Source organism: Brucella grignonensis, assembly GCF_002252505.1.
GTDB classification, from domain to species: Bacteria; Pseudomonadota; Alphaproteobacteria; order Rhizobiales; family Rhizobiaceae; genus Brucella; species Brucella grignonensis.
Window position 1 is genome coordinate 1 of record NZ_NNRL01000161.1, and the last position, 20,657, is coordinate 20,657.

Genomic DNA, 20,657 nt, shown 5'->3' on the forward strand with positions numbered 1-20,657 from the left:
CCGAACCATCTCCCTTAACACGGATCTTTACGTTGTAATCTACAACCCGCTTTACTGCGACAAGGACTTTCATCCGCGATTACCTCTTCAATGACTTTTGCGGCACGACTATGCCGCCGTGAATCTTTGCCCGCATGTCAGAAACCGACATGAAAACGCTGCTGACAGAAGCGCCGAGAAACCGGCACTTCCCCGCAACATCAGGAACCGGCACGAAACCTAAAGACGGTTGACGTGCACGTCAATCGCGGAAGGGCGGCAATATCGATTTAAATGAATTTATTCTGACAGATAGTCATTCCGTTTCTGCACTAACGTTTGTCAGGTCTTGTCTTGTTGGTTTGACGCCCTTTGATAGTTTTCTTTTACGCGCGTCTCCTCGCATTTTCATGGCGTTTACAAGCCCGGTCTCATGCGCTAGGAGAGCCGCGTAAACATCCGGTCGCAGCCTACCCGGTCAAAACAAGGACTCAAACTATGAAGACGCTTGTCATCTGCTCCGGCGGATTGGACTCCGTTTCGCTCGCGCACAAAATCGCAGCGGAACATCAGCTCACTGGCCTTATCTCGTTCGATTATGGTCAGCGGCACAAAAAGGAACTGAGCTTTGCGGAAGCCTGCGCAAAGCGGCTCAATGTGCCCCATCAAACCATCGACATCCGTCCAATCGGTGCGAGCCTAACCGGCTCGGCCCTGACGGATGATATCGATGTTCCTGACGGCCATTATGCCGAGGAAACGATGAAAATCACCGTCGTTCCCAACCGCAATGCCATCATGCTGGCGATTGCCTTTGGTGTGGCAGCGGCCCAAAAGGCCGAAGCCGTGGCGCTTGCAGTTCATGGCGGCGATCACTTCATTTATCCCGATTGCCGTCCCGGCTTTATCGACGCTTTCCAGACCATGCAGAACCATGCGCTGGAAGGATATGCCGATATTCGGGTGCTTGCGCCCTATGTGCACAAGTCAAAAAGCGACATCGTTTCAGACGGTGCAAAATACGAGGCGCCGTTTGAAGCGACGTGGTCCTGCTACAAGGGCGGCGAGCATCATTGCGGGCGTTGCGGCACCTGTGTTGAACGTCGCGAGGCCTTCCATCTGGCAGGTGTCGCAGATCCCACCCGCTATGAGGATGCCGACTTCTGGCGCGCAGCCATTGAGAAGAGGAACGCCTGATGTATCGCATCACCAAGGAATTTCATTTCTCCGCTTCGCATCAGCTGACCGAACTGCCTGCCGATCATCAATGTGCACGGCTGCACGGGCACAATTACATCGTTGAAGTGGAACTGTCGGCAGCCGATCTCAATGAGCATGGTTTCGTGCGCGATTATCACGAGCTGGCACCACTCAAGCGCTATATCGATGATGAGCTCGATCACCGCCATCTTAACGATGTGCTCGGGCATAATCGCGTGACGGCAGAGTTTCTGGCGCGCCATCTTTATGACTGGTGCCAGACACGCTGGCAGGAAGTCACAGCGGTAAGGGTCAGCGAAACGCCTAAGACATGGGCAGAGTATCGGCCCGAGAGTCGATCATGAAGGCCAGCCCCGAAATCCGCATCAGCGAGATTTTCGGTCCGACCATTCAGGGCGAAGGTGTGTTGAGCGGCGAGCCGACTGTTTTCATACGCACGGGCGGCTGTGACTACCGCTGCGCATGGTGTGACAGTCTGCACGCTGTTGAAAGCCGCTTTCGCCATGACTGGAAACCGATGAGCGTTGAAGCCATATGGCACGAAGTGACGGCACTTTCGGGTAAAAAGCCCATAACGGTGTCACTTTCTGGCGGCAATCCAGCCATTCAGCCATTGGGACCACTAATCGATCATGGTCACGCGCAAGATTATCGCTTTGCGCTTGAAACTCAGGGATCGGTGGCAAAAGACTGGTTTGCCAAACTCGATACGTTGGTGCTCAGTCCGAAGCCACCTTCAAGTGGCATGGAGACGGATTGGGGTGCGCTCGCAGCTTCCATTGATGCAGCAGGATCGAAACCCCGGACAGTGCTGAAATTCGTGGTCTTTGATGATGCAGATTATGCCTTTGCGAAAGCCGCATCAGCACGTCACCCGCATTTGGCCGTCTACCTTCAGCCCGGCAATCATACGCCCCCGCCGCCCGAAGATAATGATGCCCGCATCGACATGGGCGGCATCATGCGCCGTATGGAATGGCTGATCGACAAAGTTATGGCGGATCGCTGGTTCGAAGCCCATGTGTTGCCGCAGCTTCATGTACTGATCTGGGGCAACAAGCGCGGAGTCTGAACTAGCGGTGTTGTCCCGGCACCCACAAAACATCGCTTGCGCCATTATCATTGACGGCGCGGGCGGCGACAAACAGGAAATCGGAGAGGCGGTTGATATATTGCAGCGCCTCCTTAGAAACCACTTCGCCTTCGGTCTTTGCAAGCTGTACCATCAGCCGTTCGGCACGGCGGGAAACGGTGCGCGCAAGATGCAACGCCGCTGAAGCAGGCGAGCCTCCAGGCAAAATGAACGAACGCAGCGGCGGGATATCCGCGTTCAACTGATCGATATCGGCTTCAAGCCGTGTGGCCTGCGAAGCGACGATGCGCAGCGGCTCATAGGCAAGTGGTTTGCCATCATCGGGCGTAGAAAGATCAGCGCCAAGGTCGAACAGATCGTTCTGGATACGCGCAAGCATCGCATCGATATGAGCATGATCTTCACCGCTTGTATGAAGTCGCACCAAACCGATGCAGGCATTGGTTTCATCAACCGTGCCGTAGGCTTCAACCCGCAGATCGGATTTCAACCTGCGCGGACCCGAAGTGAGACCCGTGGTGCCGTCATCGCCTGTGCGTGTATAAATCTTGTTGAGCCTAACCATGTTTACTGGCCGCTGGTCTGGCGCGCGAAATATACAGCTGCGACGATCAGTACGATCGCAACAAACTGCAGGAAGACACGCAGCTGCATCATTTTGTTGGAGAAGTTGCCGTCACCACCGCGCATCATGTTGCGCAGACCAATAATCAGCACAATTGCCACTGCGAACATGGCCACCATGGCCGCAGCCTTGAACAGAAAGTCCATTTATTTTCTCCCATAATCCGCCATCTCTGTTTTCAAGACTGGTCGGACAGCATTCGATAGAGCCAGCGCGACGGCAGCAGGCGTCGTGCCAGAATACCCAGTTTCGCCAGTCGCGTAACCGCATAATGCGGACGCGGCTTGGGCGCCTCCAATGCATGCACAAGTACCGCGTAAACCGCTTCCGGGCCAAGCTTGTTTTTAGACTTCGTGCCACCATCATCGAGTTTCGCCATCTGACGCTGGTAAAGTTCTCGATGCACTGAATGTTCAAGGTCAATATTGGCCCGTGCATGCATGGCAGCATTATAGGTGAAGCGCGAGGCAATCGGTCCCGGCTCTATCATCGAAACCTCAATACCGGAGCCTTCCAGCTCCATACGCTGGGCGAGCATCAGACCCTCGAGCGCAAACTTCGATGCCACATAAGCGCCGCGCCATTTCATCGGCACAAGCCCGAGAATGGAAGAACAATGCACGATGCGGCCATGCCCTTGCGCACGCATCACCGGAACGATGCGACGTGTCAGATCATGCCAGCCAAAGAAATTGGCTTCAAATTGCGCACGCAATGCTTCAACCGGCAGATCTTCAATCGCGCCGGGCTGTGCGTAAGCACCATTGTTGAACAGCGCGTCGAGCGTGCCGTCGGTTGCGCGCAGCACTTCATCGACCAGCGCTTCGATTGATTGCGGTTCTGTGTAATCGAGGTAGAAAGCCTCAAGCCCTTTGGCTTTGAGCGCTGCAATATCCTCATCCTTGCGTGCCGTCGCAAACACGCGCCAACCGGCCCTGTGCAAAGCCTCGGCACAATAGGCACCGATACCGGACGAGCAGCCGGTTATAAGGATGCTGCGCTTTGCATTTTGTGAGATCATAGCGTGTTTCCTGCGGCGATACTTTGATCAGACTGCTTGATTCGCAACCGGTTTAAAACATCCCGCCCCTTGCATTTCCCAATTCGATACTAGATTTAAGGCCTTGAATTCAAATAACCGGACCGAGAGGGGCAAATCTGCGGATGCGAAAAGTAAGGCGTTTTCTCCGTCAGATCACCTTCGATGTTTATGGACATTTCAGCAGCGACGATGGCTGGGCATTTGCCTCTCATATCGCCCTGTCCGGGCTGATGGCAATGTTCCCCTTTCTGATCTTTGCAACGTCGCTCGCCAGCTTTCTGGGTACCAAGGAATTTGCCAATACGGCTGTGCATGTCATTTTCGACATGTGGCCCTCCAATATTGCAGGTCCTATCGCCAATGAAGTGATGAACGTTCTGACCGTTCAGCGTGGTGGACTTTTGACTGTGAGTGTGATCGCAGCCGCCTATTTTGCGTCCAACGGCGTGGAAGCACTGCGTATGTCGCTCAACCGTGCCTATCGGGTAAGTGACCAGCGCTCGATTATTTTCTGCCGCCTGCAAAGTTTAGGCTTTGTGCTTATTGGCACGATCAGTCTCATGGCAATCAGCTTTCTGCTGGTTCTCGCACCTCTTGCGGTACGCCTTGCCGAGCAATGGTTTCCAGACATTGCGCCCTTCACTGGCACGATTGCTATCTGGCGCTACACGATTGCAGTGATCGTTCTGGTGCTTGCGCTCTTTATCGTACACATCTGGCTGCCTGCCGGGCGGCGACGTCTGAGCGACATTCTGCCGGGCATCGGCATCACACTGATTGCCTGGCTTGCGGCCGCAACCGCCTTCGCAAAATATCTTGAGACCTTTGCAAGCTATGTCACCACCTATGCGGGCCTTGCCTCGATTATGGTGGCGATTGTCTTTCTCTACATGCTCTCAGCAATCTTCATCATCGGCGCGGAAATCAATGCCGCGATCATGAATTTCCGCAAACGCCACCAGCAGCCCGAACTCAATATAGAATGACTATTTGCGAAGCGTCGTCAGCGCGACACCAAGCGTCGTCACCACCATGCCTGCAATCTGGATGGGGCTGAGTGTTTCGCCGAAAATCAGATAGGCCATGATCGCAGCCGTGCCCGGCACGAGATAAAACAGTGACGCCACCTTCGACATGGCACCTTCACGGATCATCACCAGCAGCGCCAGAATGGCTCCGATGGAAATAGCAAGCGTCAGCCAGACCATCGCAAAGATAAGCTCCGGCGACCAGATCATCACACGTGTTTCAAAGGCGAAAGCCCCAATCGCGGTCAATGCCGCCGCCGCAATATATTGCACGGCGGTTCCAGCCTTAAGATCGCCTGCTGTTCCGAAACGCTTTTGCCAAACCGTACCAGTGCTGATGGCCAGAACAGCCACAAAAGCCGCGCACAGGCTTTGCGGATCAACACCATTGCCAGCTGAAAACTTCGGCCAGACCACCATGGCAACGCCCAGAAAGCCGACCAGAAGGCCCAGCCATTGCCGCCCACTGGCACGTTCACCCAGAAGAAGGGCTGCAATCAGCGTCGTCAGCATTGGTTGAAGACCCGCAACAAGTCCGGACATGCCTGCGGGCAATCCGTGATGCACAGCCCAGAACAGAGCCGAAAGATAGACACCATGAATAAGGCAGCCAGCAATGGCTGCGTGCATCAAAACCTTGCCGCGGGGCCAAACGCTACGGCTCACCAATGCCCAGAGAATCATGATCACGGCTGCGATGGAAAACCGCACCGCCATGAAACTGAACGGTTCCGCATAGGGCATGGAGAGCCCGGCACCGATAAAGCCGGTAGCCCAAAGCAGGACAAACATGATGGGAAAAAAGCGAGTGGCCATGACAGGGACTTTGACTGAGACTTTCTTATTTGCCGCCTGCAATAGTCTTCTTGGCGCTATTAGACCATCACATAAATCTGATTGCTGCGATCAATTTGCCAAATGCGTCTCATCCACCTATGAAACGGCATGGACGCTCAAAACGACACAATCCGCATTCTCGTCGATGCCGACGCCTGTCCGGTGAAGGCTGAAATCTATCGTGTTGCCGAGCGCCATGGCTTGCCCGTGGTTCTCGTCGCCAACAGCTATATCGCCATCCCGCGCGACGCAGAACGTGTCGAGCGTATTGTCGTTTCCGACAAGCTTGATGCAGCAGATGACTGGATCGCAGAAAATTCCCGACCGGGCATGGTTGTGATCACCGCAGATATTCCGCTTGCGAGCCGGTCGATTGCAATGGGTGCCTCGGTCATAGCCCCCAATGGAAAAGTGCACACGGCAAGCACCATCGGCAATACGCTCGCCACGCGCAACCTGATGGATTCACTGCGTTCGGCAGGCGAAGTCACGCGCGGCCCAGCACCGTTCTCGCCCAAAGACCGCTCAGCCTTCTTATCCGCGCTTGAACTGGCAATCGTCCAGCTGAAACGCTCCGGCTTTAAATCAGGATGATCGCATCGAGGCGGTCGCTATCCCTGCCCCGATCAGCATTGTCCCACCTGCCCGGTTGAAGATGCGCAAAGCGCGTTCATTGGCAAAGAAGCGTCGTGCACGCGTGGCAATCAGCGCATAAGTAAAGGCATTGAGAAAGGCGAGCACAAGGAACGTGCTTTCAAAGACCAGCATCTGTGTCACAAAATCGCGATGCGGGCTTAAGAACTGCGGCAGGAAAGCCACGAAAAACGTGATGCTTTTTGGATTAAGTGCGGTCACCAGCCACGCATGAAGCAGCATTCTGACTGGTTTCACCTGATCATGTCGCGCCTTGGCATTCATCGTGCCACCGGCTCGAAACAGCTTTATACCGAGCCAGATAAGATAGGCAGCACCAACCCATTTGACGGCGGTAAAAATCGTGGCCGATGCTGCAAGCAATGCGCCAACCCCCAGCATCGACAGCGTCATGGCGGTGAAATCGCCAAGCGCCACACCGATAGCCATGGGAAGTGCTGCTTTCCAACCCTGCCCAAGTGCGTAGGACACCACCAGCAAAACCGTCGGTCCCGGTATAATCAGAAGCACGATGGATGCGGCAGAAAATGCCAGCCAGACTTCAACACTCATGAGCAACTTCCTCTCTCTCAAAAAAGAGGAAGCCACCGAATACGTTACTTGTCTAGAGCATAATTCCTTAAACTTGAATCAGTTGAATGTGAAATTATGCTCTGACATTAAAGGGTTAGAGCGACCTTTGGGCGTCCAATAGGACGCCCGGCGCTCTAGCTAAAGTTTTTGCGCGGCCTCGATCAGCCTGATTGCGTCGGGGCTGTCCCACGGAGCAGGACCATTCATCGAGGCAATCTGACAACCTTCCTTATCGACCAGCAGCGTCACCGGAAGACCAAATGCCAGATTCTTGCGCTTCAATTCATTGAAGCTCGACATGGTCGCATCGCGGTTGAGGCTCAGGCTCTTGATGCCGATTTCTTCAAGGAATTTTTTCGGCTTCTCGTCAGAACCCGTATCAATATTAATGGCAACGACATCGAAATCACTGCCACCCTTTTTCGCCTGAAGATTGTCGAGTTCCGGCATTTCCTCGCGGCAAGGCGCACACCACGTCGCCCAAAGATTCACGAGGAGCGTCTTGCCCTTATAATCGCCGAGCGTAGTCATCTTGCCATCAGGACCGGTGAAAGCGATATGCGCGACTGAAATCGGCTTTTCCGCCGCGCGCATGGCGGCTACGGTGCCAGTTGCAGCAGCATCAAGGCTCTTCAGGGAATCTGCTTTCAACGCACATTGTGCGGAAGCTTCGTCACTTTGGGCAGAAACAGTGCTCGTCGCCGAAACATTGCTATCAGGTGCATTGCCAGAAGGCAGTTCCATCACGTATACCGCCCCGATACCGGCAATGACACCGGCAAGAGCTGCAAGAAGGACGATCTTCCGATTGCCTGACTTTGCCTTATCGTTGTCTTCTGCCATCGCGCGTCACTTTTCCTTAAGTCATGTATCCGAGGCATACGAGCATGAGCGAACAAAAAGCAAGCAATCAGATGTGGGGCGGCCGTTTTGCCTCAGGGCCCGATGCGATCATGGAAGAGATCAATGCATCGATCGGTTTCGACCGCAAGCTCTATGCGCAGGATATTCAGGGCTCGCTCGCCCATGCTGCCATGCTGGCAAAGACAGGCATCATTGCGGCAGAGGACCATAAAAAGATTGAAGAAGGCCTGAAAACCATCCTCAAGGAAATCGAGGACGGAAAATTCACCTTCTCGCGTAAGCTCGAAGATATTCACATGAATATCGAAGCGCGCCTTGCCGATCTTATTGGTGCATCTGCTGGGCGTCTGCACACGGCCCGCTCGCGCAACGATCAGGTGGCCGTTGATTTCCGTCTCTGGGTCAAGCAGGAGATGCAGAAGACTGCAGTAGCACTGAAAGGCCTGATTGAAGCCTTCCTTGAGCGTGCAGAAGAACATGCTGCAACCGTCATGCCGGGCTTCACGCATCTCCAGACCGCGCAACCCGTCACTTTCGGCCACCATTGCATGGCCTATGTGGAAATGTTCGGCCGCGACCTTTCCCGTGTACGTGACGCGATTGAACGCATGGACGAATCACCATTGGGTGCGGCGGCTCTTGCAGGCACCGGCTTCCCGATTGATCGTCACATGACCGCGAAAGCACTTGGTTTCCGTGAACCAACCCGCAACTCGCTCGACAGCGTTTCCGACCGTGACTATGCGCTCGAATTCCTGTCGCTTGCAGCCATCTGTGCTGGTCACCTGTCGCGTCTCGCAGAAGAAATCGTCATCTGGTCGACGCCGCAGTTCAACTTCGTGCGCCTGTCGGATGCGTTCTCGACCGGCTCTTCGATCATGCCGCAGAAGAAGAACCCGGATGCTGCAGAACTGGTCCGCGCCAAGACCGGCCGCATCAACGGTTCGCTTGTTGCCCTTCTTACCATCATGAAGGGTCTGCCGCTCGCTTATTCCAAGGATATGCAGGAAGATAAGGAACAGGTTTTCGACGCTGCCGAAAATCTGGAGCTCGCAATCGCTGCAATGAGCGGCATGGTGCGCGACCTGACCATCAATGTCGCATCCATGAAAAAAGCCGCCGGTTCCGGTTACTCGACTGCGACCGACCTGGCCGATTGGCTGGTGCGTGAACTCGGGCTGCCATTCCGCGATGCTCACCACGTGACAGGCCGCGCTGTGGCTCTGGCTGAAAGCAAAAAGGTCGACCTTTCGAAGCTTTCGCTCGAAGATCTGCAATCGATCAATCCGGGCATTACCGATGCGATCTTCGGCTATCTGACGGTTGAGAAGTCGGTCAAGAGCCGCCAGTCCTTCGGCGGAACCGCGCCACAGGAAGTGCGCCGGCAGATCCGTTACTGGAAAAAGCGCATTGCAAAAGCCTGAGCAGAGCATCTTAGTGAGGTCACTCCTGAAGGAGTGATTTCACTTTCAGATATTTTGGGTTAGACCTGACCCATAGACACATTCCGGGAACCAAAGCTGATGACAGGCCGCTCCGCCATTTCTTCCGTGCTTCTGATCGCAGCCCTTGCTGCTACTCTTGCCGCTTGCGGACGAAAAGGCCCGCTTGAGCCACCGCCTGCCCAGATGATCACCAACGATCAGGGCCGCACAGTCGAGAAACCGAAGGAAGACAAGCCCTTTATCCTCGACAAGATTCTTTGAGTGCTCATCTCGATCTGATAAAATCGGATCGAAACGTGCTCTAAAGTCTTTTACCTGAAGCATATCTTACCGATTCTCGTTTCACTCCGGTCGGACTATGCTCCAATCTCTGATCAAGCAGGGACTGTTTCCCGTGAATCATTTTGAATATCGCGACGGCGTCCTTCACGCCGAAAATGTGAGCCTGCCTGAAATCGCAAACGAGGTCGGCACGCCTTTCTACGTCTATTCCCGCGCGACCATCGAGCGCCATTTCCGCGTCTTCAGTGAAGCTTTTGCGGGTATGGAAACGCTGGTCACCTATGCGTTGAAGGCGAACTCCAATCTGGCCGTACTCAAGACACTTGCCAAGCTTGGCGCCGGCGCCGACACGGTTTCAGAAGGCGAGATTCGCCGTGCTCTGGCCGCCGGTATTCCAGCAAACAAGATCGTGTTTTCAGGCGTTGGCAAAACCCCGCATGAAATGGATTTTGCGCTGGAAGCGGGCATCTACTGCTTCAATGTCGAGTCTGAACCGGAGCTGGAAATTCTTTCCGCCCGGGCAGTCAAAGCTGGCAAGGTTGCATCCGTATCCTTGCGCATCAATCCGGATGTCGATGCCAAGACACACGCCAAAATCTCGACCGGCAAGTCCGAAAACAAGTTTGGCATTCCGCGCGTAAAAGCGCGTCAGGCCTATGCGCGCGCCGCGAGCCTGCCCGGAATCGATGTCGTTGGCATCGATATGCATATCGGCAGCCAGATCATTGATCTGGAGCCTTTCGACAATGCTTTTGCGCTGATGGCTCAGATCGTGAAGGAATTGCAGGCCGATGGTCACAATATCCGCCATGTCGATGTCGGTGGTGGCTTGGGCATCCCTTATCGTACCGATAACAACCCGCCACCGCTGCCGGTTGCCTATGCTGAAATCGTCGCAAAGCACATCAAGCCGCTGGGTCTCAAAACCGTGTTTGAGCCGGGTCGTCTGATCGTTGGCAATGCCGGTCTTCTGGTGACGGAAGTGATTTTCGTCAAAGAAGGCGATGCCAAGAACTTCGTCATCGTTGATGCGGCGATGAACGACCTCATTCGCCCAACCCTTTACGAAGCCTTCCACGACATCAAACCTGTCAAGGAAACGAAAGATAGTGCGCCTCGCATTCGCGCCGATTTTGTCGGCCCGGTCTGCGAAACCGGCGACTATCTCGGCCTTGACCGTGAAGTGGCAAAACCTGCTCCGGGTGATCTGATAGCGGTCTGCACGACTGGCGCTTATGGCGCGGTTCTGTCGAGCACCTACAACAGCCGTCTTCTGATTCCGGAAGTGCTGGTCGATGGTGATCGTTATCATGTCATTCGTCCACGCCGGACCTATGAAGAGCTGCTTGCGCTCGATTCCGTGCCTGACTGGTTATAAATTCCGGTCAAAGCCTCGCCTTTGCCATGATGCGTGTTATCCTATGATGCAAATCGCAACTGGAACACGCATCAGAAAGTCCAGATGACACAGCAGAAAAAAGACAGCAAAGACTTGCCAATCCGCAAGCGCGATGCGTTTTTCCGCCTGTTTTCCGGCGATGGTGCTGCTTTGCGCCGCCTTCATCTGCAAAGCTTTCTGACAATCAGTTTCGAGCGGTTGTGGCCGCTCGTTTTGCCGCTGATTCTGCTGATTGCCCTTTTTGCAAGCGTGAGCTGGCTTGGACTTTTCACGCTGATGCCGCGCTTAATGCATATCGGCGTGCTTGGGCTCTTTGCCTTTGCTGGTCTTGTTGCACTTTATCTGCCCTTCCGTTTTCGCCTCCCCAATGAAGACGACGTCACAGCTCGTATTGAGGACGTGAATGGTCTGATCCACGAGCCGCTGGCTGTGCAGAGCGGACAAATGGCAACCGGCACCAAAGATCCGTTTGCCATCGCTCTCTGGCAGGAACACAAGCGCCGCATGGCTGAGCGGCTCAAAAACCTGCAATCGGGTGTTCCGCGTCCGCACATTCCAGAACGCGATCCTTTTGCAGTGCGAGCAATCGTGGCTCTGCTGTTTGTGACTGCTTCCGCTTATAGCCTCAGTCCCAATAGCGGGCGCATTGCCGATGCGTTTCATATCCGCGCAGGTAGCCCGACAGCCGTTGCACGCATCGATGCCTGGGTAACACCACCGCACTATACAGGTCGTGCACCGGTGTTTCTGAGCACAACGTTTGATGAAGCGAATGTCGGCAAACCGATCACCGTTCCGCAAGGCAGTATCGTCAACATCCGTGTTATTGGCGGCAGTTCGGAACGACTGACCACAACGGATTCGACCGGCCATCGCAGCGAGATACAGCCAGTTGCGCCCCAGATCGAGCCCAAAGAGGGCGCAACGGAGGAACCGACAATTGTCGATGGCAGCCGCAACTTCCGTTATGATCTGCAGCAGGACCAGACACTTGCCCTGTCCGGAATCGATGCGCGCTGGACCTTTGCTGTCACGCCAGACAATGCGCCAACCATTCGGTTCACCAAAGAACCGGGCCATGCGCTGAATGGCACTTTGCAGCTTGCCTATGAAATCACCGACGATTATGGCCCGGCCAAAGCCTATGGTGAAATCGTTCCTCTTGATATGGATCACGAGGACGAGGAAGTCGCCCCTCTGTATGACGCGCCGGAGCTGCCTCTTGCGTTGCCGCGTCGCGGGACCAAAGAAGCAACCACTACCAAAGACCTGACCGAACATCCGTGGGCTGGTCAGGAAGTAGCGCTCACACTCGTTGTAACCGATGCAAACGGCAAGACCGGTCGCAGCGAAACCAAGATCATGAAGTTGCCGGAACGTCCGTTCTCCAATCCGCTTGCGAAAGCAGTTGCAGAGCAGCGCCGCATACTGGCACTTGATGCAACCCAACGCGATCATGTGCGCGACATGCTTTCAGCACTGATGATCCGCCCGGAAGAAACCATCAAAAACACGGCCCATTATCTGGGTCTCGTGACGATCCGCACACGACTGCGTCTGGCCACCGGCGACGATGCGCTACGCGATACTGCAGATTATATGTGGCAGGTGGCACTGGGCATTGAAGACGGCAATCTGTCTGAAGCCGAAAAGCGTCTGCGTCAAGCACAGGAAGCGTTACGCAATGCGTTGCAGAACGGCGCTTCGCAGGAAGAAATCGATAAACTGACTGCAGAATTGCGGGAGGCAATGCAGCAATTCCTGCGTGAATTTGCCCAGCGTCAGCAGCAAAATCCCAATGCCCGCAATACACCTCCCGATCCAAATGCACGCATGCTGACCGAAAAGGATTTGCAGCGCATGATGGATCAGATCGAAAATCTGGCACGTCAGGGATCGCGCGATCAGGCAGAACAGCTTCTGTCGCAATTGCAGGATATGATGAACAATCTGCAGATGGGACAGCAGGCGCAACCGGGTCAGCAAGGCCAGGGCCAGGGTCAGGCCAATCAGATGCAGCAGCAGATGAACAAGCTTGGCGATTTGATGCGCCGCCAGCAGCAGATGATGAACGAGACCTTCAAACTCGATCAGCAGATGCAACAACAGCAATATGGCAGCGGCGAAGGCGAATATGGAGATAACCAGCTTCCTGGCGACAACGGTCCTATGGGACAAGGCGAATCGCAACAGGAGCAAGGCCAAGGTGACCAGCCCGGAAATACGCCTTCAGATTTGGCGGAAGCCATGCGCAAGCTTCAACAGCAGCAGCAACAGCTCCAGCAGGAATTGCAGAAGTTCAACGAAGACCTCAAGGGCTTGGGCATAGACCCCAATCAGGATTTTTCCGATGCAGGAAAATCGATGGGCAATGCCGCCGATGCGCTTGGCCGCAGCGAAGGCTCGGAAGCGGGCGACCAGCAAGGCAGCGCTTTGGAAGCCCTTCGCCGCGGTGGCCGCGATATGATGCAAAAAATGCAGCAGGCCATGGGACAGGATGGTCAGGGACAAAGCAGGCAGAATAGCCAGAATGGTCGCGATCCGTTGGGTCGACAGCAAGGCAATGGCATGTCAAACGATAATGACGTCAAGATTCCCGGCGAGATCGATATCCAGCGCGCGCGTGAAATTCTCGATGAAATCCGCCGCAAGCTTGGCAACGCACTGACGCCACAGATGGAGAAGGAATATCTCCAGCGACTGCTGCAGTTCGATTGATCAAAGCACAGTCAGTTTCCGGAATTTAAATGCTGAAAACGCTCGCGAATAGCCGCGAGAGATTTTGGTTATGACGTGCCGAAAATAGTGATTTGCGAGAACCGGAGCGGGATGTACTTTTTCGTACATGAGCACCGGAAGCATAGCAAAGCGCTATTTGCAGGCCGTTAGAGCATTTCCGGCAAAAGTGCGAAGCGGTTTTGCGTAGGATAATGCGTAAAAAATGCGCCAAATATCGGTTAGTCCTGAACGTGGCCTACATAAGGCAGCTGCCGGAACGAATGCGCTACATCCATGCCATAGCCGACGACAAAATAGTCAGGGCATTCAAAGGCAACAAAATCCGCATCGAGATCAACCTTGCGACGCACGCTCTTGTCGAGCAATACGGCAATGCTCACGCTGCGCGCACCGCGTTCGAGCATCAGTTCGCGCACGAATTTAAGCGTCTTGCCGGATTCGAGAATATCGTCGATCAGCAGTACATCACGATCACGCACATCGCTGTCGATATCACGCAACAGGCGCACTTCGGTGCTGGTCGTGCCCTTGCCATAGCTTGAAACGGTGATGAATTCGACATCCGGTTCAACCCCGGCATCGTGCATCGCACGAATAAGATCGGCTGCGAAAATGAACGAGCCTTTGAGGATCGAAATCGTCAGCAGATTATGAAACTTATGTCCGGCGATATCCTTCGCAAGCTCGAGATTGCGCGCGGCAATTTCCTCCGAACTAAACAGCACATCGATTGTTTTGCCGCCGACTTCAGGCATCTGCCGCTTCTCCTGCTAAATAAGCCTAACATGGCTTTGAAAGGCACGCTCTATATCATGCTTTCTCAGAATTGCACCATTTTGGATTGCCCTCTTCCAGAACAATCAAAGGAAGCATAATCATTTGCCATTTCATTGATTTGTTATAGCGTGGCCATCATGCATCCAGACATTATTGAACTGCGCTCCTTTTACGACACGACGCTCGGCCATCTGACCGAGCGTTCTATTCGCATGGCGCTCTCCGCACTTTGGGCGCGTGTGCCGGGTGAGCGGCTGGTTGGCCTTGGCTATAGCTTGCCCTATCTGGATCGTTTCAGTGCTGATACGGAACGCAGCTTTGCCTTCATGCCTGCCGGACAAGGCGCGATTGCCTGGCCCTCACCGGAAAAATCCACAACGGCTCTGGTTTTCGATGAAGAACTGCCTTTGCCCGATTCCTCCATCGACCGCATTCTGATGGTCCATGCTCTGGAATATGCGGAAAATGCTGCTGAAACGCTCAAAGAAATGTGGCGTGTGCTTGCCCCCAATGGCAGGCTGGTTATTGTCGTGCCAAACCGGCGCGGCGTCTGGGCACGTCTCGACTGGACACCGTTTGGCAGCGGTCGCCCCTATAGCAGTACACAGCTGACAGCCTTGCTGCGCGAAGCCAACTTCACGGTGAATACCATCAGCAATGCGTTGCATTTTCCACCTGTGAAGCGGCGCTGGATAATGCGCCCCTGTATGGCGGTTGAGGGGTTAGGGCGGAAGCTCTGGCCGCTTTTTTCAGGCGTTCTGGTTGTGGAAGCTCAGAAGCGGCTCTATCAGGGCCTGCCTGTCGCCCAACGTTCATCGCGGCGTGTCTTTGTGCCGGTGCTTGCGCCCCATGGCTCTCCGGTCAGCGGTTTGAGAAAAGCCGCACCAAAAGAACCCAAAACATGACGTTGCAATCTTTAGGCTCAGGACTCATTAATTTGACGGAAATGGTGTGAGACCATCCGTTTGGATACGAGGAGAAAAGGCGACGGAAATATGCTTTATTTTCAAGCCATTTCGACAAAGTAGCCGGACGGATGGACCACATCCTCCGGACACTGAAATGACTTGGCGATCTGCCGCGTCAAGCCGCTCAGACGGGGAACCACCCCGTTCTTCGCGTCTTTCCTTGCAGCTCTTGTCATTTCATGTGCCATTTCCATTAAATTAATGGGTCCTGAGCCTAACAGTAAGGTTTTTCTCGACTTGAACGCGGCGGCGGTTTATGCCCGCTGCGTAACCTTAAACACAGTCCTTTTGGCGGAGCCAAATCATGACCAATATGCAGAACCTCTCCCGTCCCCAGCCCAAGGCAGGCCTGCTCGATATCGCAGCCTATGTGCCCGGCAAGGAACATGTTGAAGGCGTCGCAAAGGTCTACAAGCTCTCCTCCAACGAGACCCCGATCGGCCCCAGCCCGCATGCGGTCGAGGCCTATCGACACTGGGCCGATCATCTCGCGACATATCCCGACGGTCAGGCCATAGCGCTGCGCGAAGCGATTGCTGAATCTCAGGGTCTCAACATTGGTAACATTATCTGCGGCAACGGTTCCGACGAATTGCTCGGCCTCATTTGCCAGACCTATCTGGCACCTGGCGATGAAACACTCATCACCGAACACGGTTTTGCGGTTTACAAGATCCAGACGATGGGAGCGGGTGCAACACCCGTAACCGTCAAGGAAAAAAACGAACGTGTCGATGTCGATGCGATCCTTGCTGGCGTTACTCCGCGCACCAAGATCGTTTTCATCGCCAATCCTGCCAACCCGACCGGCACTTATCTGCCGTTTGAGGAAGTGCGTCGCCTCCATGCAGGCCTGCCAAAGCATGTTCTGTTGGTGCTCGATGCTGCCTATGCCGAATATGTGCGCCGCAACGACTACGAATCCGGCCTTGAACTGGTGTCATCGAACGAAAACGTCGTCATGACCCGTACTTTCTCGAAGATTCACGGCCTGCCGGGTCTGCGTATCGGCTGGATGTATGCACCGCTGCACGTTATCGATGCGGTTAACCGTATCCGCGGCCCATTCAACATGAACTCGGCGGCAATTGCTGCTGGTGCCGCCGCAATCCGCGACCGCGCCCATGTCGTGAAGTCGATTGAGTATAACGAGAAGTGGCTGTCGTGGCTGACCGAAGAATTCACCAGGCTTGGGCTTCGTGTCACGCCATCGGTGACGAACTTCCTGCTCATGCACTTCCCCGACGATGCTGCACATTCGGCAGACAAGGCGGATGAGTGGCTTTCAAAGCGCGGCTACATCCTGCGCCGTGTTGGCGGCTACGGCTTCCCAAATGCGCTGCGCATGACGGTGGGCACAGAAGAAGCCAATCGTGGCGTTGTGGCTGCTCTTACCGAGTTTTTGAAGTAAGATAATGTCCACGGTCCATTTTGAAAAAGTCGCACTCATCGGTATCGGCCTTATAGGCTCATCGCTGGCGCGCGTTATCCGCCGCGAAGGCTTGGCCGATCATATCGCCATCGCCACACGCAGTGCCGAAACATTGAAGCGCGCCGAGGAGTTAAACCTCGGCGACAGCTATTCGACCGACAGTGCCGAGGCGGTCAAAGACGCCGATCTCGTCATCGTATCGGTGCCGGTCGGCTCGTCTGGTACAGTTGCAAAGCAGATTGCTGGCAGCCTGAAGCCGGGCGCCATCGTCACCGATGTCGGATCGACCAAGGCATCGGTCATTGCGCAGATGCAGCCAGAGCTGCCGGAGAACGTGCAATTCATTCCCGGCCATCCTCTGGCGGGGACTGAATATTCCGGCCCGGATGCAGGCTTTGCTGAGCTCTTCACCAATCGCTGGTGTATTCTCACGCCTTTGCCCGACACCGATCAGGCGGCAATCGACAAGCTTTCTGCCTTCTGGACAGCTTGCGGCTCGCGTCTTGATCAGATGGACCCACAGCATCACGATCTGGTGCTGGCCATCGTCTCGCACCTGCCGCATATCATCGCCTATAATATCGTCGGCACAGCCAGCGATCTGGAACAGGTGACGAAATCAGAAGTCATCAAATATTCGGCTTCGGGCTTCCGTGACTTTACCCGTCTGGCAGCTTCCGATCCAACCATGTGGCGCGACGTCTGTCTGCACAACAAGGATGCAATCCTTGAAATGCTGGCACGGTTCTCAGAAGATCTAGCATCCTTGCAGCGCTCGATCCGTTGGGGCGACGGCGAGGCTTTGTTTGACCTCTTCACCCGCACGCGCGCCGTGCGACGGGGCATCATTGATGCGGGTCAGGAAGTCGATGCGCCGGACTTTGGTCGTCAGGCAGCCACCCATCCCGGCGAACAGAAGTAAGACTACGCTTTACAGGTTCGGCAGTCGACCGAGCGGTATAAACCCAGCACTGGCTCTTCCCTTACGAACGGCGATCTCGAGAACGGGATTGCCGTTTGCGTCTTTCGGCATGGCGGAAAGAGCAAAAAGAACGGTGGCAATGTTGCCGCCCTGTTCAGGGAAGACTGTCTGTCCCGCCTGCGCGAAAGATTGCGGATTGACCATCGTGACTTTGAGGTCCGCATCAATCTCGCCTTCCATATCGACCGAAAACGGACCCGCAATGGAAAGCACTGCCCCGTTTGGCATGGACAGGAACGCCTGATTGATCACGCCGCTATGACCGCGCATCCGTTCATTGAACGGCGACGGGCTTGGCGCGAGGAAGGTCGCGGCATCGGCAATCGCTATATCGACCAGCCCGTCAATCTCGGGGCTTTTGGCATGCCCGATCACATAGGGTTCAAGCTTCAGTGCTGCAAAGCGCCCATTGATCTTGAGTTGGTCATCTTCGCTGCTCATGCGAAGATTCATCTGCTCAAGCTTGCTGATCGGTTCTGTGGTCGTGGTTTCCGTACGCACCCCGACGCTGACGTCACGCGCATTCAACTCAATCTCGGTCGGAAATGGGCGTGCAAGACGCGTATTGGAGGTGAACTTGCTCCAATTGATCTCAAGAGGCTGGATGCCAGGAAACTCGACAAAGGCGGGACCCGATAATTCGTTGCTCAGCGAACGTGGCGCATAAACCGGAGAACCGGACGTAAAGCGGCCAGCACGCAATGACATGCCTTCGGAGGGCTTCCGCCATGAAATGCTGGCGCAAACCACATTCACACGCAGCGGGTAGCCACCTGTGTGCAGATCTTCACATTGAACACCGACGCCTTGCGATGCAAGCTTGGCCATATCAGCTTTTGCACGTGCCTCGATCTTGTCTGCCACATAGAACCAGCCCGCCGTGTAGGCAACAGCAAGCACCAGAGCGACAACTGCGATCGTGATTGGGCGCTTTCTGGATTTCGTGGGTTCAATTCCAGCATGCGCCATTGAAAAAGCCTCTTTCAATCAGATACTTGGTTGCGTTGACAAAGCACAGGGCATTTTGGAGCCCAAACCATCATCATCTGTTCTGCTGTCCCCAACAGGTGGCTATATTATGGCAGGATTGAGTCTTGTGAAGTTTCGCCGATCAAAAAATGCGGGATATCCTGAGAATACCGATAAAAACTCGCCATAATTGACCATATATTGATTCCCATCATGACAAGGCGCACTGACGATCAGCGAATGAACGACTTCTGGGTATTCGGTTATGGCTCACTGATGTGGCGGCCCGGCTTTGCCCATGTCGAGACCATGCGCGCACGCCTGCACGGATATCGCCGCAGCCTCTGCATCTATTCCCATGTCCACCGCGGAACACCTGATCAACCTGGCCTCGTGCTTGGTCTGGATGCTGGCGGTTCCTGCCTCGGCATTGCCTTCCGCGTACCCGGCGAGATGACCAATGAGGTCATGATCTATCTGCGTGAGCGCGAAATGTCCAATCATGTCTATCACGAGAAATGGCTGCGCCTGCGTCTGGCAGACGGTCGTGATGTGCAAGCCGTCACCTATGTTGCCGACCGGCGCCACATTCAATATGCAGGATCCCTCAAAGCCGAGGATGCTGCCGCAATAGTTGCTACTGCGCAGGGCGATTCCGGTGCCAATGTCGACTATGTCTCCAACACACTTGCGCATCTGCGCAATATGCGCGTGCGCGATCATGCCTTGGAACACGTCAACGATCTGATCTGCAACAAAGTGAACCGGCAGAAACACGACACGGCCTGATCAACTCTGCCTGTATCGGCGAAAATGAACGACCAGCGCCTCTTTGCCGTTCACGATCATAATGCCCGTTATCACAAATACCGTACCCACAACGAAGCTGGCTTCGATAGGTTCGCCCAGAATAATCGCGCCCAGAATCACTCCGAAAATTGGTGTCATGAAAGAGAGCGAACCCAATTGGGACGCCCGATAAATTCGCAGAAGCTGAAACCAGATCAGGAACACCGCGAACGAGACAATCACGGCCTGAAAGGCGAAACTTCCTATCACCATCCTATTCCAGCTGATCTCAGCCTGTCCCATCAGGAACGCGGCAACTGACAAGGTCACGAAAGCTGTGAGCAGCTGATAGAGCAAGGTCTGCTTCGCTGGCAGCGCTGCGAGACGCGAGCCACGGACCACGACGGTCGTTGCGCCCCACGCTATTCCGGCAAGCAGGCAGAGCCCATCGCCAACAAGCATGGCGCGGAAATCGCCATGGACAGCCTCACCGCGAATGAGGAAAGCGATTGCTATGCCTGCAAAAGCGATGCCGATACCGACCCACTGTATGGTCGTCAGACGCTCCGTTGGCACCAGAACATGCAAACCCAGTGCCGCAAAAAGTGGTGCTGTATAAAGCAAAACCACGGCATGAGCGGCTGAGGTCAACCGCAACCCCTCCCCCAGAAACAGATATTCAAGCGCAAACAGCAAACCGACCAGTAAGCCCGGTTTCCAGATACCATTGGCAATCGTCAGTGTTTCACGCTGCGCGATCATGATCGCGGCTATCAATGCAGCTCCCACACCCGAACGCAGCGCGATCTGGAACAAGGGCGAAATATCCGCAGCTGTCAATTTCAACAGCACCTGCTGCAAGCCAAGGCTGATGCAAACGAGAAGCATCATTCCAAACGCATGCATGTCGACGGGCTTGCGCTCCATTGTCCGAATCCTCGTGATTATTCCGAACAATA

The 20,657-nt window shown here is 54.7% G+C and carries 22 protein-coding genes; 13 read left to right on the forward strand and 9 right to left on the reverse strand.

Annotated features, from left to right (window positions below; all coding sequences use genetic code 11):
* Positions 1-477 precede the first annotated feature (477 nt).
* Genes queC through queE form a run of 3 tightly spaced genes read left to right on the forward strand, consistent with a single transcriptional unit; the run spans position 478 to position 2,272 of the window.
* On the forward strand, positions 478-1,176 hold the full coding sequence (gene queC, locus CEV33_RS12350; RefSeq protein WP_094540761.1) for a 7-cyano-7-deazaguanine synthase QueC: 699 nt from the start codon (positions 478-480) through the stop codon (positions 1,174-1,176).
* Positions 1,176-1,544, forward strand: coding sequence for a 6-carboxytetrahydropterin synthase QueD (gene queD / locus CEV33_RS12355; RefSeq protein WP_094540762.1), 369 nt, complete (start codon positions 1,176-1,178; stop codon positions 1,542-1,544). Before queC ends, queD begins: the two co-directional genes overlap by 1 nt.
* Positions 1,541-2,272, forward strand: coding sequence for a 7-carboxy-7-deazaguanine synthase QueE (queE, locus tag CEV33_RS12360; RefSeq protein ID WP_374816838.1), 732 nt, complete (start codon positions 1,541-1,543; stop codon positions 2,270-2,272). The genes queD and queE overlap by 4 nt, the downstream gene beginning before the upstream one ends.
* A gap of 1 nt (position 2,273) precedes the next feature.
* Here queE and CEV33_RS12365 read toward each other — a convergent pair whose 3' ends face one another.
* Genes CEV33_RS12365 through CEV33_RS12375 form a run of 3 tightly spaced genes read right to left on the reverse strand, consistent with a single transcriptional unit; the run spans position 2,274 to position 3,939 of the window.
* Positions 2,274-2,858 carry a cob(I)yrinic acid a,c-diamide adenosyltransferase gene (locus CEV33_RS12365; RefSeq protein WP_094540764.1) on the reverse strand — a complete coding sequence of 195 codons (585 nt, stop codon included), beginning with the start codon at positions 2,856-2,858 and terminating at the stop codon, positions 2,274-2,276.
* A gap of 2 nt (positions 2,859-2,860) precedes the next feature.
* Positions 2,861-3,064: a twin transmembrane helix small protein gene (locus tag CEV33_RS12370; protein WP_024898593.1), complete on the reverse strand. Its 204-nt coding sequence runs from the start codon at positions 3,062-3,064 to the stop codon at positions 2,861-2,863.
* A 32-nt stretch (positions 3,065-3,096) separates the two neighbouring features.
* Complete coding sequence (locus CEV33_RS12375) at positions 3,097-3,939, reverse strand: SDR family oxidoreductase (protein ID WP_094540765.1); 843 nt, start codon at positions 3,937-3,939, stop codon at positions 3,097-3,099.
* Between the two features lie 143 nt (positions 3,940-4,082).
* Between CEV33_RS12375 and CEV33_RS12380 the strand changes: the two genes are divergently transcribed.
* On the forward strand, positions 4,083-4,946 hold the full coding sequence (locus tag CEV33_RS12380; protein ID WP_094540766.1) for a YihY/virulence factor BrkB family protein: 864 nt from the start codon (positions 4,083-4,085) through the stop codon (positions 4,944-4,946).
* On the opposite strand, the gene CEV33_RS12385 is transcribed toward CEV33_RS12380, so the two are convergent.
* Positions 4,947-5,804 carry a DMT family transporter gene (locus CEV33_RS12385; protein WP_094540767.1) on the reverse strand — a complete coding sequence of 286 codons (858 nt, stop codon included), beginning with the start codon at positions 5,802-5,804 and terminating at the stop codon, positions 4,947-4,949.
* 129 nt (positions 5,805-5,933) lie between these two features.
* On the opposite strand from CEV33_RS12385, the gene CEV33_RS12390 reads away from it, so the two are divergent.
* Positions 5,934-6,419 carry a YaiI/YqxD family protein gene (locus CEV33_RS12390; RefSeq protein WP_024898589.1) on the forward strand — a complete coding sequence of 162 codons (486 nt, stop codon included), beginning with the start codon at positions 5,934-5,936 and terminating at the stop codon, positions 6,417-6,419.
* On the opposite strand, the gene CEV33_RS12395 is transcribed toward CEV33_RS12390, so the two are convergent.
* The gene (locus CEV33_RS12395) at positions 6,411-7,031 is read right to left on the reverse strand and encodes a LysE family translocator (RefSeq protein WP_094540768.1); all 621 of its coding nucleotides are present in this window, start codon (positions 7,029-7,031) and stop codon (positions 6,411-6,413) included. The genes CEV33_RS12390 and CEV33_RS12395 overlap by 9 nt on opposite strands.
* A 159-nt stretch (positions 7,032-7,190) precedes the next feature.
* Positions 7,191-7,895 (reverse strand): thiol:disulfide interchange protein TlpA, encoded by a 705-nt coding sequence (gene tlpA, locus CEV33_RS12400; protein ID WP_094540769.1) that lies wholly within the window; start codon positions 7,893-7,895, stop codon positions 7,191-7,193.
* Positions 7,896-7,939: 44 nt separating this feature from the next.
* Here tlpA and argH point away from each other — a divergent pair, with 44 nt between their 5' ends.
* The 4 genes from argH (at position 7,940) to CEV33_RS12420 (ending at position 13,760) form a co-directional block, all read left to right on the forward strand.
* Positions 7,940-9,340, forward strand: coding sequence for an argininosuccinate lyase (argH, locus tag CEV33_RS12405; protein ID WP_094540770.1), 1,401 nt, complete (start codon positions 7,940-7,942; stop codon positions 9,338-9,340).
* Positions 9,341-9,439: 99 nt separating this feature from the next.
* Entirely contained in the window at positions 9,440-9,622 is a 183-nt protein-coding gene (gene lptM / locus CEV33_RS12410) for an LPS translocon maturation chaperone LptM (protein WP_094540771.1), read from the forward strand.
* A gap of 133 nt (positions 9,623-9,755) precedes the next feature.
* The gene (gene lysA, locus CEV33_RS12415) at positions 9,756-11,021 is read left to right on the forward strand and encodes a diaminopimelate decarboxylase (protein ID WP_094540945.1); all 1,266 of its coding nucleotides are present in this window, start codon (positions 9,756-9,758) and stop codon (positions 11,019-11,021) included.
* An 84-nt stretch (positions 11,022-11,105) separates the two neighbouring features.
* Positions 11,106-13,760: a TIGR02302 family protein gene (locus CEV33_RS12420; protein ID WP_094540772.1), complete on the forward strand. Its 2,655-nt coding sequence runs from the start codon at positions 11,106-11,108 to the stop codon at positions 13,758-13,760.
* Positions 13,761-13,999: 239 nt separating this feature from the next.
* Here CEV33_RS12420 and hpt read toward each other — a convergent pair whose 3' ends face one another.
* Positions 14,000-14,536, reverse strand: a complete 537-nt coding sequence (hpt, locus tag CEV33_RS12425) for a hypoxanthine phosphoribosyltransferase (protein ID WP_094540773.1) — start codon at positions 14,534-14,536, stop codon at positions 14,000-14,002.
* Positions 14,537-14,695: 159 nt separating this feature from the next.
* Between hpt and CEV33_RS12430 the strand changes: the two genes are divergently transcribed.
* The 3 genes from CEV33_RS12430 to CEV33_RS12440 all read left to right on the forward strand — a co-directional run bounded on the left by CEV33_RS12430 (position 14,696) and on the right by CEV33_RS12440 (position 17,880).
* Positions 14,696-15,463, forward strand: coding sequence for a class I SAM-dependent methyltransferase (locus CEV33_RS12430; RefSeq protein ID WP_094540946.1), 768 nt, complete (start codon positions 14,696-14,698; stop codon positions 15,461-15,463).
* Between the two features lie 367 nt (positions 15,464-15,830).
* Complete coding sequence (gene hisC / locus CEV33_RS12435) at positions 15,831-16,937, forward strand: histidinol-phosphate transaminase (RefSeq protein ID WP_094540774.1); 1,107 nt, start codon at positions 15,831-15,833, stop codon at positions 16,935-16,937.
* 4 nt (positions 16,938-16,941) lie between these two features.
* The gene (locus tag CEV33_RS12440) at positions 16,942-17,880 is read left to right on the forward strand and encodes a prephenate/arogenate dehydrogenase family protein (RefSeq protein WP_094540775.1); all 939 of its coding nucleotides are present in this window, start codon (positions 16,942-16,944) and stop codon (positions 17,878-17,880) included.
* Between the two features lie 9 nt (positions 17,881-17,889).
* Here CEV33_RS12440 and CEV33_RS12445 read toward each other — a convergent pair whose 3' ends face one another.
* The gene (locus CEV33_RS12445) at positions 17,890-18,909 is read right to left on the reverse strand and encodes a DUF2125 domain-containing protein (protein ID WP_094540776.1); all 1,020 of its coding nucleotides are present in this window, start codon (positions 18,907-18,909) and stop codon (positions 17,890-17,892) included.
* A 213-nt stretch (positions 18,910-19,122) separates the two neighbouring features.
* Here CEV33_RS12445 and CEV33_RS12450 point away from each other — a divergent pair, with 213 nt between their 5' ends.
* Positions 19,123-19,698, forward strand: a complete 576-nt coding sequence (locus CEV33_RS12450; protein WP_094540947.1) for a gamma-glutamylcyclotransferase — start codon at positions 19,123-19,125, stop codon at positions 19,696-19,698.
* Here CEV33_RS12450 and CEV33_RS12455 read toward each other — a convergent pair whose 3' ends face one another.
* The gene (locus CEV33_RS12455; protein WP_094540777.1) at positions 19,699-20,625 is read right to left on the reverse strand and encodes a DMT family transporter; all 927 of its coding nucleotides are present in this window, start codon (positions 20,623-20,625) and stop codon (positions 19,699-19,701) included. It lies immediately after the preceding gene.
* Positions 20,626-20,657: the final 32 nt, after the last annotated feature.